Source organism: Leptolyngbya sp. CCY15150 (genome assembly GCF_016888135.1).
In the GTDB taxonomy this organism is placed as follows: Bacteria; Cyanobacteriota; Cyanobacteriia; order RECH01; family RECH01; genus RECH01.
Genome location: NZ_JACSWB010000143.1, coordinates 17,924 through 34,243, shown reverse-complemented (window position 1 = coordinate 34,243; position 16,320 = coordinate 17,924). Strand labels below are relative to the sequence as shown.

The following is a 16,320-nucleotide window of genomic DNA, read 5'->3' as shown; positions in this document are numbered from 1 at the left end:
AGTTCCATCCAGCGATCGCTACACCATGGGCGATCGCTGTTGCGTTGCCCCCCTGCGCTGGCAATCTATTATGACGTCAATGATATGACCCAATCTGCTTCTCTACCCCTGCTCAAAATTGGCGAACTCCATGCCCAGAGCCAGGTGTCTATCAAAACCATTCGATACTACGAAGAAATTGGACTGCTGCAGGCCGCTAGCCGCACAGAAGGAGGCTTTCGGCTGTTCTCCCCAGACACATTGACCCGCCTAGCCTTTGTCAAACGGTCTCAGCGGCTGGGCTTTAGCCTCCAGGAAATCCGACATATCCTAGAGATTCACGACCAAGGTCAGTTGCCCTGTGCAGAGGTGCGCGAGAACCTAGAGCGCAAAATTCACGACATAGACGATCGCATCCAGCAACTGCAAACCCTTAAGCAAGAGCTAACCGCCCTCATGCAAATTCCCGACGAGGCCAGCGATCGCTCATCAGACACCATGATTTGCCCCATCCTACAATCCTCTGCCAGGCAGCCCCAAACGGCCTAACATCTCCAGCCGAATAGCGGCGATCGCGGTATGGCATGACGTAGAAGCTCCCTAGGTCATACCCTGCAGCCACAGACTACTGACCAGACCAGTCCTTGACCAGTTGCTTCACCTGCACCTTCGCAGAACTGATAGACTGCGCCCGAGCTTCGCGATCGCCCTCTAGGTTATCTAAGTTTACAAAGGTGATATCCGTAATACCAATGAGCCCCAGAATCGATCGAATATAGGGCTCCTGAAAATCTGGCAGCGGATGCACCGTTGTTTTAGAGGAGCGATCGCCCTGCGTGGTCACCACCAATGTTTTTTTATCTTGAAGTAATCCTTGATACTCCCCATCTACATATTTAAACGTACGGTTAATGCGCACCACCTGATCGATATAGGCCTTAAAGGTGGAGGGTACACTCAAGTTATACATGGGCACCCCAAACACATAGCGCTCGCTCGTAATCAACTCATCGATCAACATGTCCGACAGACTGAGAACCTGCTGCTGGTCTATCAATCGCGCATCCGGTGGCGTGAAAGCAGAGGAAATCCATTCCTCATTCACATGGGGAACAGGATGGCGGCCCAAGTCTCGATAGATGACGCGATCGCCGGGGTGTTTAATTTTCCACAACGTGACAAACCGGCGCGTGAACCGCCGGGAAACCGACTGCTCGCCTCGCGGGCTGGAGTCAATATGTAGCAAGGTAGACATAGTGTTGAACGCCGATACAGAACACAGTAAACAGCAAAGACATCATCTAAGACCAGCCAGGCCCCTTCAGAGTGCCCCAGAACAGCCGATGGATCTGCTTGCCCTACAAATCTTCTCAGGATCTGGCCCACCGCACCGAATTCTTAGGCTAAACCCAGACTCGCCCGCAGGCTAACTGAGAGATGTCAATTGACACGACCCTTTCACCTGCGTCACGATATTGAAAGAAAATGTTAACCCATGTAAAGGCTGACCTCTATGTCCCTGGAGCTAATGTCGCTAGAAACTCTACAAGAAATTGCTCAGCAGTATGGCTACTGGGCGGTCGGCATTGGCATCATGCTTGAAAACGCAGGCATTCCCCTCCCCGGTGAAACCATTACGCTCATTGGTGGCTTCCTCGCCGGCAGTGGAGAACTCAACTATTGGTTTGTGTTGCCCAGTGCGATCGCCGGTGCCGTGGTAGGCGACAACATCGGCTATTGGATTGGCTACTATGGCGGATGGCCGCTCATGGTTCGCATTGGGCGACTGTTTCGTCTCAAGGAAGAGCAAATGCTTGAGGTGCGGGTACGGTTTGCCCAAAATGCTGTGCGAGCCGTCATCCTAGGGCGATTTGTGGCGCTCCTACGCATCTTTGCTGGCCCCCTAGCCGGTCTTTCCCAAATGCCCTATCCCAAGTTTTTGCTCTGTAACTTCATTGGTGCAGCCTCTTGGGCCTCAATCATGGTGACCCTGGCTTATTTTGCCGGGCAGATTATTCCCCTAGAGGAGTTGATTAGCGACGTGGCCAAGTTTGCCCTCTTTGCCCTAGCGCTAGTAGCAGCTTGGATTGTGATTCCCCTCTGGCTAGAATCTCGTCAGCTCCAAGAGCAGGACTAATCACTCAGGCAGGTTCATAGACTGGATCACCTTGCGTTCCAACAGCCAAAACAATCCAGTCTGAACCATCTCCTACCCAAACTCATATCCCTGATTCACCCAATAATGCCAGTCAGCGATCGCTTGCTGGGTCTTTGCATCGGCCTCTGGGGCTTCAATCTGGATCAAGGGCACTGCCAAGATATCGCCATCCGACTCAATTTCCACAAACATTTCCTGCTCACACTCACCCTCCGATGCCATACCCACCACAGTCACCGGTGCGTCTTCCTTCAACGGGACAATACGCCGCTGAAGGATACGGGTGGCGGTGAAGGGAAATTGTAGGGTGTCCTGCAAGTAGTAGTACCAGCCCATCGCTTGCTCTTCCGGGCCGTAGGTATCCACCACAATCTCCATCGTGATCCGTTCTTCCCGCTCTTCATCCCGTTCAACTTTCGCCATACATGTCCTCCTAGGGGCGATCGCCCTTAACGACCTTCTGCCCAATCTGTGTAAGCAATTATCTCGTAAGCCAAAATGAACAGCAATAGCAACTCTGCCCCGCAAGTGTTGTTGTCAATACTTGTTGAACTGCGTTGATCGCTTACCCTGAAGCCATCTTAGACGATGCTGCTGTGGAGAATTGGTAGACTGTAGGTACGAAGTCTAGAGGTCAACGACGTATGCTTGAAAACTCCCCAGTCATCAGCGCATCTCCTGACATTATGAGCGGTACTCCAGTTTTTGCTGGTACTAGGGTTCCTATTCAGACGCTGCTGGACTATCTCAAAGCAGGAGAATCTATCAACGATTTTTTGGATGGGTTTCCGACTGTCACTCAAGAACAGGTCATCACCCTACTGGAAGAAGCTGGAAAACGACTTGTTGGCATGGTGGCATAGGATGAAAATCCTGCTGGATGAGTGCATTGATCGCAAACTTGCGAGAGAGTTTCCTAACCATGAGGTGAAAACAGTTCCACAGATGGGATGGGCAGGCGTGAAGAACGGTCAGCTCCTTGCGCTTGCGGAACAAGAGTTTGATGTATTCATCACAGTTGATCGCAACTTGTCATTTCAGCAGAACCTATCTCAATTAGATATCGCAATAGTTGTTTTACAAGCATCATCGAATCGTTTAGCAGATCTTAAGCCTCTAGCACCTAAGGTTTTGGATGTTTTAGATGCCGTAGTTAAAGGTCAAGCTATAGTAGTTGGTATGTAAAAGCTATCAGTACTAAATCATCGGACAATTCAGCAATGCCGAATATCAAAGTAGGAAGCGTGGCTTAACTTACTCTAGCCAAGACTACAAGAGAAAATCTAAGCATCGCCCAACATGCTTATAGTAATCCAGATACTCCTCCTCTGTGACTTCCCAAGCAAGACTTTCATCAGAACCTGGATGTGAAACACGATTAGAGTTTCTACGATCAAATAGGTTTCTGACTTTTATACATACCTCATGATGGATACCCTTCGACTGCAAAAACTTGACTACATCATTAACATCATAAGTCTTCTTATTTGCTTGTTCTTGCTTTATGCAGACAGCATGGATTTCATTAACCAAATGATTGAGTGCAACGGAATAAGATGCACCTTTCTCACTCAAAACTCGTAATCTCGTCTGCTCAAGAACGTCAGGCATGTCAGATAATTTTCTCATCTGCATACAGGTAAGATTATAATACCCAGGTTGAGAGCAATTTAGCTTGCCATCGAGAAAAATGTCAACAATACTTCTCATGTGAAAGTTTTGCCTCAACTTCTCTAAGAATCCTTGATCAGCAAAGTCAGTCTGGCACAAGAACTTGACGATCAAGTCGGCATCACCTATGGTGATAATTTTCTTGCTTAAATAAAATTCCTTAAACTTATTAACTGCATTTGCGTCTTTAAGTAGGATGATTAATATTTCAAGAGGTTGTGCTTTAACCAAGTTAAAGTCGAAACCATTAAAAATTTCTTCTATCTTCTCTTTGTTCTCTGGCTTATCGAGAATCTGCTCAACACTTTTGTCAAATACTTCTTGAAGAATTTCCTCTTGTACTGAGTTATCTCTAACAAAATAGTCTTCTACTCTGGAATTTTTAATTTTCCCTAACTCTTCAAATATTTCGTCTAGTTTCTTTTGGGGGTTTTTAGCAGGAGGTTCAGACTCTTCCTCTTCCTCCTCTTCCTGGGTAGCACTGAAATACTCGTCACCGAGTGATGATTTTTTAATTTTTTTCAATAACTCTTCTTTCTCATCTTGTTGAGATAATCTAAAAAGCCGTGTTTTGAGATTAAGCTTAAGACCAAGCTTACTATATAGATCTTCGGCAATTTGAGAAGCAATCGAATGCACAAGTAGTCCCTGATCTTTTTGATCAATAGCATCCTTGAATGTTATAGATATATAAATATCATCGGTATATCTAATAATTTTGTGCGAGTCAATAACGTGTTTATAGCTATTTAGTATATCGTCAATAAATAGATCGCCAAAAACCAAATACAAATAACCAATAAAGCTTGAAATAATATTATTGTCTGACTGAGGAATGCCGGACTTGCCGCCTGAGATAAATTGGAATAAGCAGACGATTTGCTCTCTTGTGAATACATCATAAGCCAAGTTAGCTTGAACGCTTGGCTTAATAAAACGACCAAGAAGATTTAATAATATGTGTATCGACAGCTCATTGAAATAATTCTCGATATCAAGTTTTAGCACTATTTTATTTGGGTTTTCTAGCTTGGTTTCTTCTTTAATCTTTGACTTAAAGCTTTCATGAAAGCTACGGTAATACATGTTCTTGGGATTAATTTGGAGCTCGTTAGATTTGTAGACGAGGTTCCCACCATAAAAAGCTTCAATACTATTAATTTTCTTGTATGTTTCAACCAGAAATTCCTGCGACAACTTAAGAAAATAAAGTCCAATAGAATAGTACAAAGCTCTCATTGGGTAGGTAAAAAATTTATAATCTCTTAGTCCAAGACCTGTTTTGGGTATGACATAGGAAAGAACAGAGAACTCTTCCTTTAAGCCATAAAAAAGGCTGCTGGATATTTTTGTCTTGAAATATTCTTCTGTAAGATGATCTAGGCAATTTGTATCTAACTTCTCATAATAAAACATGCTAAGGGTATTAAAGTGCCTATTATTCCTCTTCTGTTTGATCTGAAAATTAAGAAGATCCAGTGCATCTTGCCATAGATCAGAATTTATGAAATACCCAAGTTGTGTTGTGCTACTCTTAGTCATTGCTACGATTTCACTACAATTCCAGAAGAAGTCTTGATTTGATATAGAGTACCCATAAAATCAGCCCTTCTTCACACACCAATAATCTTTTTTGATTCCCCACCCCAACGCAATGTTAGATGTCTTTCTACTGACTACCTTGACTTTTTTGACTGAGGTTTTTGAGCAATGGCTAAAACACGCTGCATAGATGATCATAGCCAGCCCCGATCGCGTAGGTGCTGAACATCCTGCGCAAAGTCCTCCACATCGTAGTGGACACAAATATCGCGATCTGACAGCAGTTGTTGAAAGTCCATGATTTCCATCTCGGCGATTCTGCTAGCTCGTCCGAGGGAAATCCGTTCTTGCTGAAACAGGGCAATGGCAATTTCTCGGAGCTAGTTCCTCTGGGTAAAGGTTTCAGTCTGACTCAGGCTATCAGGTAGGTTTAGGGTAATTTGCATCAGGATGCTCTCACGCGCTTACATTCAATTGTAGAGGTCTGGCGGCTGGGTGAGACGACGTCGTGACCTAGTTCGAGTGCAGCTTGCTTTAGGCATAGGACAGCCAGAGTCATTCATTGGGATAGCAGAAGGGCGATCGCCCCTCTCCCTACAATCAACCCAAGCTGAACATAGATAATCTACACCCTAACGCAACGGAACAAAATAAGCCTGTTCCAACAGTTCCTGACCTTGGTCACTGAGAAGTAAATTAGCATAGGCTTCCCCCGCCTGCTGAGCCGATCGCCCATCTTGACGCACAATCACAAACATCTGTCGGGTAATGGGATAGTCACCACTGCGGAACACATCGATATTTAACTGATTGCGCTGGGCAGGACATTGGTCGGGCAACACCAAAGGAGCTTGATAGGGAGCCACAAACTGATCTGGCGATCGCCCTAGGGGAAGCGGTTTCACCGTACATTGACCCACCACCTCTGGTGCAGAGGCGTAGTAAATACCGCCAACATCAGATGAAATCACGCGCAGTGCTTCTGTCGTAGTTGAGATAAACTGCACATTGCCGCCAAAACTTTGTCCGCCAAGTACCGTATCTACAAAAAACTCCACTGTCCCGCCATCCATAGGACGAGAATAGGGCGTCAGCGGTAGACTGGGGCCACCCACCTGATTCCAGTTGGTAATCTCACCGCGATAAATTTGCTGCACCTGCTGCACCGTTAACCCTGGAACATCTAAGTCAGGATGGACAGCGATCGCAATCCCCTCAAGGGCAACCGGAATTTCCACCAAACTAAAGCCGCGTTGCTGGGCCTGCTCATATTCATCCGTACGCAGCGATCGCGACGATTGGGCAAAGGCTAGTTGGTTATTCAGCAGCATGGTGATGCCCGTCCCCGACCCCGGCGGTGCATTGGGCGAATCAGTGTAGCGCAACTGAAACTGAGGATGCACAGTTTGCAAAACCGGGTCGAGGGTGCCGCGAATGGGAGCCCAAGTAGTGCTACCGCCATAGTTAAACACCCCCTCCGGTACATCGGTCACGGCGGCAAAGGTGTTGGCTGTTTGCCCCGTACTCGACGACGTGCTGCTAGAGGTGCTGGTCGATGATGAGCTGGAGGTATTGTCTGGTGAGCCGCTGAGATTTAGCCCAGATTGCCCCAGCAACCACCAGGCACCAACTCCCAGCAATCCAATGGTGACGATCAGGGATGTGACGAGGACAGCCGTATCATTTTTTTGAGTCATAGGAATAGTTTCGTTCATGTACGGGCATTGCTGAAAATGACGCTCCACTCCAGCGTTTGATATCTTTTGTGCGGTTGAACTGTGCGGTTGAACCGCCGTTCTTCCTGCGCCCAGTTCATCACCTGGTTCAGCAACAGGTAGGGCTAGCGTAGGACTCACAACCTGTCCTCGATGCATCCAAGAGATCCATCCTAAAGGTATCGCTGACGACCCACGTGCATCCTCGAACACATACGCCTATGAACATCCTCAGCCCGCCGCCTCAGGATTCCGGTAGGTGGGGGAAAAAATCGTAGAATAGGGAGCGTTCTTCTGTTGGCGATCGCCCCTTGAGCAAACAACGCCTCGATAAATTGCTAGTAGACCGCAACCTATGCGACTCCCGTCAGCAGGCCCAGCGGCTGATTCGAGCTGGAGAAGTGCGGGTGAATCAACAGTTGGTAGACAAGCCTGGCACCGATATTGACGACGCTGCAGAGATTACCGTCAAAGCGCGATCGCCCTATGTGTCTCGGGGCGGTGAAAAATTGGCCAAGGCCCTAGCAGACTTTGCCATTCCCCTTGCCGATCGCCTGGCCCTGGATGGCGGCATTTCCACCGGCGGCTTTACGGACTGTCTGCTCCAAAACGGTGCGGCCAAAGTCTACGGCATCGACGTGGGCTATGGGCAAGTGGCCTGGACAGTGCGCCAGGATCCCCGAGTGGTGTTGCGAGAACGCACCAATATTCGCCATCTGACGCCCATGGATCTCTATGGCGTTGCTGAGCCAACCGAGGCGATCGCCTTCCCGGATCTAGGCGTGGTGGATGTGTCGTTTATTTCGCTGACCAAAATTCTGCCGGCCCTCTGGGCACTTTTGCAGCCTCCCCGAGAGGTGATACTGCTGGTGAAACCTCAGTTTGAAGTGGGGCGTGAGCGGGTGGGTAAAAAGGGCGTGGTGCGAGAGGCAACGGTGCAGGCCGATGCGATCGCCCAGGTTTGCACGGCAGCCGAGGCCTTGGGCTGGCGCTACCAGGGGCTCACCTGGTCGCCAATTACGGGCCCCGCCGGGAATATCGAATATTTGCTATGGCTGAGCGATCGCGGTGATCAGTCAATGCCCACTCTAGAGCAGCTCAAGACCGTGACCCAAACGGCCCAAACAAGTTTGGTAACGTAAAGGCATAGAGCGATCGCCCTCAACGCAGCAGGACTCGGAAAAAGGAGATCGGAGCCTGGCTAGTACTATAGGGTTCTGGTTCAGATTGGGATGCAAACAGAATTGCGAGAGTCAAGGTCACAATCACGGCATGAAGTAATGCCACAAGTCGGGCTTGAGAAGACGTAGCCATACCACCACACTCCAAGAGACAAAAGGGTCGAGGAGGACGAATGCATTATTTAGGAATCGTTTACAGCTACACTGTGCGTCAGGAACATTCCTGCCCCAGAGCGCAAGCCTGACCACCTCTACCGATACCCTATCTATGACATGCCCAACGACGCTGTAGTGTGACCGAAAGGTTCCAAAAGCACGATCTAGATCACAGCCTAGCCGCTCCACCAGACTAGAGAGGGATGCACGGCTGACTAAAACACCTGCTATTCTCAAAATGTTGGAACGAAAAGGTGAGACTTCCCGCTGTTCTGTTACAGTTTATAACAATAGATTTACAGAATTTAATGGCATGACTTGTTCTTTGTCATTCTCTCGGTTGACTCAAAGCAGCCTATAGTATCACAGCAAGCCTAATTGCGATTTGCCCATCAGCAGGCGATCGCTACTCTTCTTTAGCCCAGCTCATTGAGTGATTCACCCTAGGAAGGTACTTTATATGACGCAGACCGTTGCTTCCGATCAAATCGATCGCATTGTCTGGAATCAGCATCACGATCCTTTTGATGTGTTGGGGCCTCACCCCATTGACCTCAACGGCAAATCGGTCTGGGTCATTCGCGCCTATCTACCAGAAGCTAGTGAAGCTTGGGTGATTTGCCCCAACGCTGGCAAAGATTATCCAGTGCCCACTGAGCACGCGATGCAGTCGGTACACCATCCCCACTTTTTTGAATGCGTCATCGATCGCCCCGAACTCAGCAACTACCAACTGCGTATTAAAGAAGGGGAGCACGAGCGAGTCGTGTATGACCCCTACGCGTTCCGCTCTCCGGGGCTCACCGATCTAGACATTCACCTGTTCTCCGAAGGCAATCACCACCGCATCTACGAGAAGCTTGGGGCCCACACCGTTGAAATGGACGGCATCAAGGGCGTTTACTTTGCCGTCTGGGCACCCAATGCTCGCAATGTGTCCCTGCTGGGTGACTTCAACCTCTGGGATGGACGCAAACACCAAATGCGCCGCACCGGTAACGGAGTTTGGGATTTGTTTATTCCTCAAGTCGGGGTGGGCGATCGCTACAAGTTCGAGATCAAAAACCACGACGGTCACATCTACGAAAAATCGGATCCCTACGGCTTCCAGCAAGAAATACGACCCAAAACCGCCTCCATCGTGGCTGACCTAGATTCCTATGCCTGGAACGATGCAGAGTGGATGGAGCAACGCCGCCATTCCGAACCCCTCACCCAGCCCGTATCGATCTACGAAGTTCACATAGGCTCCTGGCTCCATGCCGCCTCTGACGAACCGGCTCTGGGAGCCGACGGCAAGCCTGAGCCCGCCATCCAAGTATCAGATCTCAAGCCCGGCGCGCGCTTCCTCACCTATCGCGAGTTGGCGGACAAACTGATTCCCTATGTCAAAGACCTGGGTTTCACCCACATTGAACTGCTCCCGGTGGCCGAGCATCCCTTTGACGGATCCTGGGGCTATCAGGTGACGGGCTACTACGCCTGCACCAGCCGCTACGGCACCCCTCAAGACTTCATGTATTTCGTGGATCAATGCCATGCCCATGGCATCGGTGTGATTGTGGACTGGGTACCGGGGCACTTTCCCAAGGATGGCCACGGTCTGGCCTTCTTCGACGGCACCCACCTGTATGAACATGCCGATCCTCGCAAAGGTGAACATAAGGGCTGGGGCACCCTCGTTTTCAACTACGCCCGCAATGAAGTGCGCAACTTCCTCGTGGCCAATGCTCTCTTCTGGTTCGACAAGTACCACATTGATGGCATTCGGGTAGACGCCGTCGCCTCCATGCTCTACCTCGACTACTGCCGCGAGCCCGGAGAATGGGTCACCAATCAGTACGGCGGTCGGGAAAATATCGAAGCGGCAGAATTCATCCGCCAGATGAACCACGTCATCTTCAGCTACTTCCCCGGCATTCTATCTATTGCCGAAGAGTCTACCTCTTGGCCCATGGTGTCTTGGCCCACCTACGTCGGCGGCTTGGGCTTCAATCTCAAGTGGAACATGGGCTGGATGCATGACATGCTCGACTACTTCCACATGGATCACTGGTTCCGCCAGTTCCATCAGAACAACGTCACCTTCAGCATCATGTATGCCTTCACCGAAAACTTCATGCTGGCGCTGTCCCACGATGAGGTGGTGCATGGCAAGAGCAACATGATTGGCAAGATGCACGGCGATGAATGGCAAAAGTTTGCTAGTCTTCGCTGTCTCTATACCTATATGTTTGCCCATCCTGGCAAAAAAACCCTGTTCATGAGCATGGAGTTTGGGCAGTGGAGTGAGTGGAACGTTTGGGGAGATCTAGAGTGGCGGCTGCTGCAGTATGAACCGCACCAAAAACTCAAGCACTGCCTCACTAAGCTGAATGAGCTGTATCGCAGTGAACCCGCTCTCTATACCCAAGACTTTGACCAACAGGGTTTTGAATGGATCGACTGTAATGACAATCGCCATAGCGTGGTTTCGTTCATTCGCTGGGCTAAGGACTCCGATGAATTTATTGTCGTGGTCTGCAACTTCACGCCCCAGCCCCATTCCCACTATCGCATCGGTGTACCCAAGTCCGGCTTCTACACCGAGCTATTTAACAGTGATGCCCGCGACTACGGCGGCAGCAACATGGGCAACTTAGGCGGCAAATGGGCAGAAGAATGGGCGTTCCACAATCGTCCCTTCTCCATCGATCTTTGCCTACCGCCCCTGTCTACTCTAATTCTGAAGCTGGATGCCAAGAAGACCGAGGACGCGATCGCTGCCGCGAAACAGCTACGCGCTGAAAGCATCACCGCAGAAGCCTCAGAAACACCCTAGCCTAGGTCTTAGCGTAGGCTAAGCAAAACTAAAGCTCATAGACAGAACTGCCCTTCATCCGCTAGGTTGGGGGCAGTTTTTTGATCATCCCTCTACGGTAACGATGGTTCCATGAGTTCATCTCCGTCCAAGCCAGGCATCGGCAAAACCATTCAGCTTAGTATTCAACAGGGGGAGGGATCGACCATCCTCAAGCTGTTCCTCAATCCCCAGGAGTTTACCCAAGCGTTGATGCTGGATGCTTTTTCCCAAGGGCTGATGTATGAACCTGAGGTCGTTCGATGGTTTCCTCAGTTTTTGCAACCCGGCGATCGCATGATTGATATTGGCGCACATATTGGCTATTACACCCTGATTGCCGCCATGCTCGTGGGCGAGACGGGTATGGTTATGTCCTGTGAGCTAGAAACATCCAACTACAAGCGAATTCTCCATAATGTAGCGATTAATCATTTTCAGCAGGTGCAGGTGATCCATGGAGCGATCGGCGATACTCAACAAGAAACGCAGTTTTTCTTCAATCTAGACAATGATGGTGGTCATGCCCTGTGGAATGTGGGAGACCATCCCTTTAATACCAAGAGCCAAGATAATCCCTTTGTCCAAACCATACCCATGACCACCCTAGATGCTCTGGTGCAGCAGCATGGTCTAGACGCGATTAAACTGATCAAAATTGATACCGAGGGTGCCGAACACCTGATCCTACGGGGTGGTCAACATACCTTAGAAACCCTGCGTCCACCCTTCGTGATTGTGGAAATCAATGCGTTTGGGCTGCAAAAACTGGGATCGAGCCAAATGCAGTTAAGAAGCTTCATGGCATCCTTAGGGTATGACAGCTACCTCCTCGATGGGCGGAGCGAACAGTTGATCAAACTAGCAGCCCATCAAGCCTACGATCACGGATTGTTCAATCTTCTGTTTACCCATCAAGTGCAATTCTAGGGCGATCGCTCCCTTGATTATCCATCTAAACCAGTAGGGCTAATTAACCCAACAATTAAAATAAGAAATATTCGTCTCGAAATGAGAATTGGTACCGACATGGGTACACAGTCTAATTTAGATCATCATACGTCACGATATTGAACGAGAGCGATCGCTTTTCAGGCTAGACCATCAACAACAGCGATGTACAGAATAACCTAGGCATAGATTTTTCTCTCTTGTTTCCATAGCACCCCAGCAGAATAATTAGAGATCCGTCTCTTTACAAGTCATTGCCCCTAAGATCAAATATTTTAAAGAAAGTATTTAAAGTGAGCTGCTTTTGAATGTGGTTTTGGAACATGGTCTTTACGGTTGCAATACAATGCGTCCTGTTGTCAACACTTAATATTTTTCGTGTAAAAACAGCTACGGGGCAAAGTTCAAGGCTATTCCAGTCTTTAAAGCCAACTGTTTTAAGGCTATTTTCTTTAAAGGGATGATAAAGTTCTACGTGTATTCATTGAACTCTGCTAATCAATGAGTTACAAAGTAAGTATATCTCCCAGCAAGAGTAAGCACTCTTCAAGACCACCGTTCATTCAATATGCTTACCTTTTGTCCACATATTGAATTAGACCTTGGGGTGCATTAGGACATGTTTGAAACCTTGGCCGAACTCTGATTCTTCTATACAAGAAATCAAAGTTTCCAGAGGTTTCAAACCATTGCCTAGAGATCTATAAAACAGAGGTGTGATCCATTCAAGACCCTGATAGCAGGTTCGGTGTTGCTGAATAGCCGTATGATTCCGCAACATGTTGCATAGAGTTTCAGAATCTCTAGCTAGAGGTTCGTACCGTAGATTCAGCAACACCGCAGGTTTTTTATGCATGACCTGCTAGTTTTGGATGCTTACCCACATAGAACATGGTTCATGTTCCTCTGTTTTTTCTGTATTTGATGGCTTTGTAGTTATTGGTTAATAAGGACTTCTTGACGTCATGGCTATTATCAGCGTCGGCACATTTACAAGTATTCAAGCGGCTGTAGATGCAGCGAATCCAGGTGATACCCTGCTGATTGGTGCAGGCACCTATGTTGGCAATGTGACCATCAACAAACCATTGACCCTGATTGGTGCCAATGATGGGTTAACAGGGAATGATCCGTCCCGTGGTGCAGAATCTATCATTCAAGGATCATTTACTCTAGGCTCAGATGACATTACGATTCGTGGTTTTGAGTTTTCCAATCCCAGCGCAGCCATTCGAGGCGGAGCCAATGGGAGTGTTAACTACAACAACATCACGATCGCATTTAACGACTTTGTAGCCCTTAGTAATAACGCTGCTCAGTTCATCACCAATGGTTTTGGTAACGGTGGCGCACCGACAGGCGGGACGAACTGGGCCATAACAGGCAACCGCTTTGATGGAATTACCGGCAACGACGCATCTGTGATTCGGATTGATAACATTGATGGGTTAGTGATTGCCAATAATGTAGCAACCCACGATAACGTAGGTTCATCAGGGCGACGCGGCATTCAGATTGATAACTCCCAAAATGTTCAGATCACAGGCAATACCATTGATCTCGGTATAACCGATCTGTCCGATGCCGCCACCACCTTTACCGCGGCTCGCTATGCCGTTCAGCTATCGTTAGATGCGGATGGGTCAGTCAACTCCACCTCTAATGTGACCATCTCTGGCAACCTGTTTTCCGGAGCTTATGACGGGATTGTTACCCTAGATGATCGAGATTTGACAGGGCTCGACATTACAGACAACACCTTCACCAACTTCTTCTTTGGAACTCGATTTGCCGCTGCGACGGGCACTGCAACTCAGGGCACACAGTCTGATATTCAGGTCACTGGTAACACGTTTAATGCGATCGCCAGTGCTGCTGTTGCCTTGGATAATCGACTACCCACTGAAGCCTTTGAAGATGTTGTTGTTCAAAACAATACCTTTAATGGCACGTTCCCAGGAGTTTCCAATATCAATGGTGCTACTCGGGTATTATCTGGCACAAATGTCTTTGAAGGATCTGAAGGTAATGATCAGCTCCTAGGCGGCACCGGTGATGATGTGCTGACTGGAGTTGGCGGCAGTAACCTCTTTGAAGGTAGTGGTGGAAATGACTCCCTGATAGGAGGGACAGGCGTTGACACGGCAAGTTATAGCGGATCCCGTGATGGCTATTCCATTGGATTGACCACTGCACCCAGCGGACAAGTCGTTGGATTTACCGGTGTCACCGATATCGATCCTATCGACGGAGATGATGGTGTAGATACGCTATCCAGCATTGAAGTTATTACCTTCCAAGGAGATGGCGTAACCTTTGATTTGACAAAGCCTGTCCAAGTCTTTGACACAAGCAATAACTTAGTGGGCACCTTTGACACGATCCAGGCGGGTGTGGATGCTGCTTCAACAGGCTATCTAGTCCTAGTCGATGATGGCGTATACAACGAGAACGTTATCATTGATCAGTCCATCACCCTGCTATCCGTGAATGGACAGGATGCTACGACGATCCAGGGAGTAGCTGGCTCTCCTCTAGGAACGGTACAAATTCAGCCGAATACTAATTTTGTTAGGCTCGGCAATATGACCCAAGGTTTTACCATCATTGGGTTGAATGGCAATGGTGCCATTGAAAAAGCCGCCGTCTACATTCAAGGTAGCAATAGTGGTCTTGTCATCCAAGGTAACGATATTGTTGCCAACGGTGATGCAGGTCTCCTATCCGAGTTTGGAGCGGCTATCACCAATACGTTAATTGACAGCAATACCTTCTCGGGACAGACCTTTGAAGGCAGTAATCCAGGTGGCATTGGATTTGGCACTCAGTTTAATGTTGGCAACAATGTACCGCGCCAACTGGTGACCATGGGCAACGGTGGTTCGGGGCCCTATGTCAGCAACACGATTACCTTCTCCAACAACAGTATTACTGGCATTGCTGGCGGTATTAGCTCAAATGATGGCGTATCGGAACAGGGGAATAACTTAGTCACCATTGATGCCGATACGGTTTTATTTGAAAATAATTCATTCACTGGATTCACAAATCGCTTTGCTACGGCCTTACGCTCCCGTGGGCCAAACTCTAGCCTGATCAACAACACCTTCGATAACACAACCGGCGGTAACACGCGGGGAGTCTCTATCGACACTAAAGGATCTCCTGGAACCTATAGTGGCAATAGCTTTGTTGGCTTCACAAACAACGACTTCTTTGCCGGAACCCCTGGTTCAGACTTCCTCTTCGGTGATACCGGCGATGATGTCTTAAGCGGCGGTGAGGGTGATGACAATTATTACAACGAAAGTGGTAACAATACAGTCATCGCTGGCAGTGGTAACAATATCATTGGCATGGGTAGCGGAAACGATGTCGTTACAACAGGTAATGGCAATAATTTCGTCTACCTTGCTGACCCTGCGGCTGCCAATGGAGGTACAAATACCATTACAACCGGCGTGGGTGATGATAACATCTGGCTGCCTAGTGGCGATAACACCATTAATGCAGGTGCCGGGAACAACCTGGTTGGGATTGGACTTGGTGACGACATTGTGACTGTCGGCGACGGAGATGACTTTGTCTATGCGGTGAATGGTGGCGGTGGTACTGACCTCTTGAATCTCGGCAATGGCAATAACATCGTTTGGCTAGAAAACGGTGATTACAACATCTTCACCGGCATCGGCAACGACTCGATTGGCTTAGGCACTGGAACAGATATTGTTCAAGATGCAGGAGGCGATAACATTATCTACATGGTGGATGCGGCTCAACCTGCTGGCAATAAAGATATCCTCACCGGTAGTGGAGACGACTACATTGCCACGGGTTCAGGGGATGACCTGATTGATGGTGGTCTAGGGCTGAATACCCTGTTAGGCGGAGCCGGTAATGATACCTTCGTCTTACGAACAGGAGCCTACAACTTCATCGGTGACTTTGAAGTTGGCAGCGATGCCCTACAGCTCACAAGTCTGAGTCTCGCTGACCTCAGTTTCTATCAAGGAACAGGTTCAGAAGCTGCCGATGCATTTATCTTTGTCGGTGAAGAAGCGATCGCCCAAATTGCCAACACAACCATCAATCAAATCAATAATGTCAGCAACTTTGTTTAAGGTAATC

The 16,320-nt window shown here is 48.5% G+C and carries 12 protein-coding genes and 1 pseudogene; 8 read left to right on the top strand and 5 right to left on the bottom strand.

What is annotated here, in order from left to right:
• Window positions 1–84: 84 nt before the first annotated feature.
• Window positions 85–528 carry a heavy metal-responsive transcriptional regulator gene (locus JUJ53_RS05060; RefSeq protein WP_204150899.1) on the top strand — a complete coding sequence of 148 codons (444 nt, stop codon included), beginning with the start codon at window positions 85–87 and terminating at the stop codon, window positions 526–528.
• 76 nt (window positions 529–604) lie between these two features.
• Here the strand turns inward: JUJ53_RS05060 and JUJ53_RS05055 are convergent, their stop codons facing one another.
• Entirely contained in the window at window positions 605–1,234 is a 630-nt protein-coding gene (locus tag JUJ53_RS05055; RefSeq protein WP_204150898.1) for an FMN-dependent NADH-azoreductase, read from the bottom strand.
• 258 nt (window positions 1,235–1,492) lie between these two features.
• Between JUJ53_RS05055 and JUJ53_RS05050 the strand changes: the two genes are divergently transcribed.
• Window positions 1,493–2,116 carry a DedA family protein gene (locus JUJ53_RS05050; RefSeq protein ID WP_204150897.1) on the top strand — a complete coding sequence of 208 codons (624 nt, stop codon included), beginning with the start codon at window positions 1,493–1,495 and terminating at the stop codon, window positions 2,114–2,116.
• 72 nt (window positions 2,117–2,188) lie between these two features.
• On the opposite strand, the gene JUJ53_RS05045 is transcribed toward JUJ53_RS05050, so the two are convergent.
• Complete coding sequence (locus tag JUJ53_RS05045; protein ID WP_204150896.1) at window positions 2,189–2,560, bottom strand: calcium-binding protein; 372 nt, start codon at window positions 2,558–2,560, stop codon at window positions 2,189–2,191.
• Between the two features lie 221 nt (window positions 2,561–2,781).
• On the opposite strand from JUJ53_RS05045, the gene JUJ53_RS05040 reads away from it, so the two are divergent.
• Both JUJ53_RS05040 and JUJ53_RS05035 read left to right on the top strand, forming a co-directional pair.
• A complete protein-coding gene (locus tag JUJ53_RS05040) occupies window positions 2,782–3,000 on the top strand; it encodes a DUF433 domain-containing protein (RefSeq protein ID WP_204150895.1) in 219 nt (72 codons plus the stop codon).
• A gap of 1 nt (window position 3,001) precedes the next feature.
• Window positions 3,002–3,322 carry a DUF5615 family PIN-like protein gene (locus JUJ53_RS05035; protein ID WP_204150894.1) on the top strand — a complete coding sequence of 107 codons (321 nt, stop codon included), beginning with the start codon at window positions 3,002–3,004 and terminating at the stop codon, window positions 3,320–3,322.
• An 84-nt stretch (window positions 3,323–3,406) separates the two neighbouring features.
• Here the strand turns inward: JUJ53_RS05035 and JUJ53_RS05030 are convergent, their stop codons facing one another.
• The 3 genes and pseudogenes from JUJ53_RS05030 to JUJ53_RS05020 all read right to left on the bottom strand — a co-directional run bounded on the left by JUJ53_RS05030 (window position 3,407) and on the right by JUJ53_RS05020 (window position 7,047).
• Window positions 3,407–5,350, bottom strand: a complete 1,944-nt coding sequence (locus tag JUJ53_RS05030; protein WP_204150893.1) for an AbiA family abortive infection protein — start codon at window positions 5,348–5,350, stop codon at window positions 3,407–3,409.
• A gap of 194 nt (window positions 5,351–5,544) precedes the next feature.
• Window positions 5,545–5,796: pseudogene (locus JUJ53_RS05025) on the bottom strand (UPF0175 family protein).
• A 186-nt stretch (window positions 5,797–5,982) separates the two neighbouring features.
• Window positions 5,983–7,047 (bottom strand): PstS family phosphate ABC transporter substrate-binding protein, encoded by a 1,065-nt coding sequence (locus JUJ53_RS05020; protein ID WP_204150892.1) that lies wholly within the window; start codon window positions 7,045–7,047, stop codon window positions 5,983–5,985.
• 329 nt (window positions 7,048–7,376) lie between these two features.
• On the opposite strand from JUJ53_RS05020, the gene JUJ53_RS05015 reads away from it, so the two are divergent.
• From JUJ53_RS05015 to JUJ53_RS05000, 4 genes are all read left to right on the top strand, one after another.
• The gene (locus JUJ53_RS05015; RefSeq protein WP_204150891.1) at window positions 7,377–8,207 is read left to right on the top strand and encodes a TlyA family RNA methyltransferase; all 831 of its coding nucleotides are present in this window, start codon (window positions 7,377–7,379) and stop codon (window positions 8,205–8,207) included.
• 655 nt (window positions 8,208–8,862) lie between these two features.
• Window positions 8,863–11,223, top strand: coding sequence for a 1,4-alpha-glucan branching enzyme (glgB, locus tag JUJ53_RS05010; RefSeq protein WP_204150890.1), 2,361 nt, complete (start codon window positions 8,863–8,865; stop codon window positions 11,221–11,223).
• Window positions 11,224–11,334: 111 nt separating this feature from the next.
• Window positions 11,335–12,171 (top strand): FkbM family methyltransferase, encoded by an 837-nt coding sequence (locus tag JUJ53_RS05005; protein WP_204150889.1) that lies wholly within the window; start codon window positions 11,335–11,337, stop codon window positions 12,169–12,171.
• 986 nt (window positions 12,172–13,157) lie between these two features.
• Complete coding sequence (locus tag JUJ53_RS05000; RefSeq protein WP_204150888.1) at window positions 13,158–16,313, top strand: hypothetical protein; 3,156 nt, start codon at window positions 13,158–13,160, stop codon at window positions 16,311–16,313.
• Window positions 16,314–16,320 lie beyond the last annotated feature (7 nt).

Excerpts from the sequence above, each read along its gene's own strand:
- JUJ53_RS05060 (WP_204150899.1), top strand. The coding sequence starts at position 85 with ATGACCCAATCTGCTTCTCTACCCCTGCTCAAAATTGGCGAACTCCAT.
- JUJ53_RS05055 (WP_204150898.1), bottom strand. The coding sequence starts at position 1,234 with ATGTCTACCTTGCTACATATTGACTCCAGCCCGCGAGGCGAGCAGTCG.
- JUJ53_RS05050 (WP_204150897.1), top strand. The coding sequence starts at position 1,493 with ATGTCCCTGGAGCTAATGTCGCTAGAAACTCTACAAGAAATTGCTCAG.
- JUJ53_RS05045 (WP_204150896.1), bottom strand. The coding sequence starts at position 2,560 with ATGGCGAAAGTTGAACGGGATGAAGAGCGGGAAGAACGGATCACGATG.
- JUJ53_RS05040 (WP_204150895.1), top strand. The coding sequence starts at position 2,782 with ATGCTTGAAAACTCCCCAGTCATCAGCGCATCTCCTGACATTATGAGC.
- JUJ53_RS05035 (WP_204150894.1), top strand. The coding sequence starts at position 3,002 with ATGAAAATCCTGCTGGATGAGTGCATTGATCGCAAACTTGCGAGAGAG.
- JUJ53_RS05030 (WP_204150893.1), bottom strand. The coding sequence starts at position 5,350 with ATGACTAAGAGTAGCACAACACAACTTGGGTATTTCATAAATTCTGAT.
- JUJ53_RS05020 (WP_204150892.1), bottom strand. The coding sequence starts at position 7,047 with ATGACTCAAAAAAATGATACGGCTGTCCTCGTCACATCCCTGATCGTC.
- glgB (WP_204150890.1), top strand. The coding sequence starts at position 8,863 with ATGACGCAGACCGTTGCTTCCGATCAAATCGATCGCATTGTCTGGAAT.
- JUJ53_RS05005 (WP_204150889.1), top strand. The coding sequence starts at position 11,335 with ATGAGTTCATCTCCGTCCAAGCCAGGCATCGGCAAAACCATTCAGCTT.
- JUJ53_RS05000 (WP_204150888.1), top strand. The coding sequence starts at position 13,158 with ATGGCTATTATCAGCGTCGGCACATTTACAAGTATTCAAGCGGCTGTA.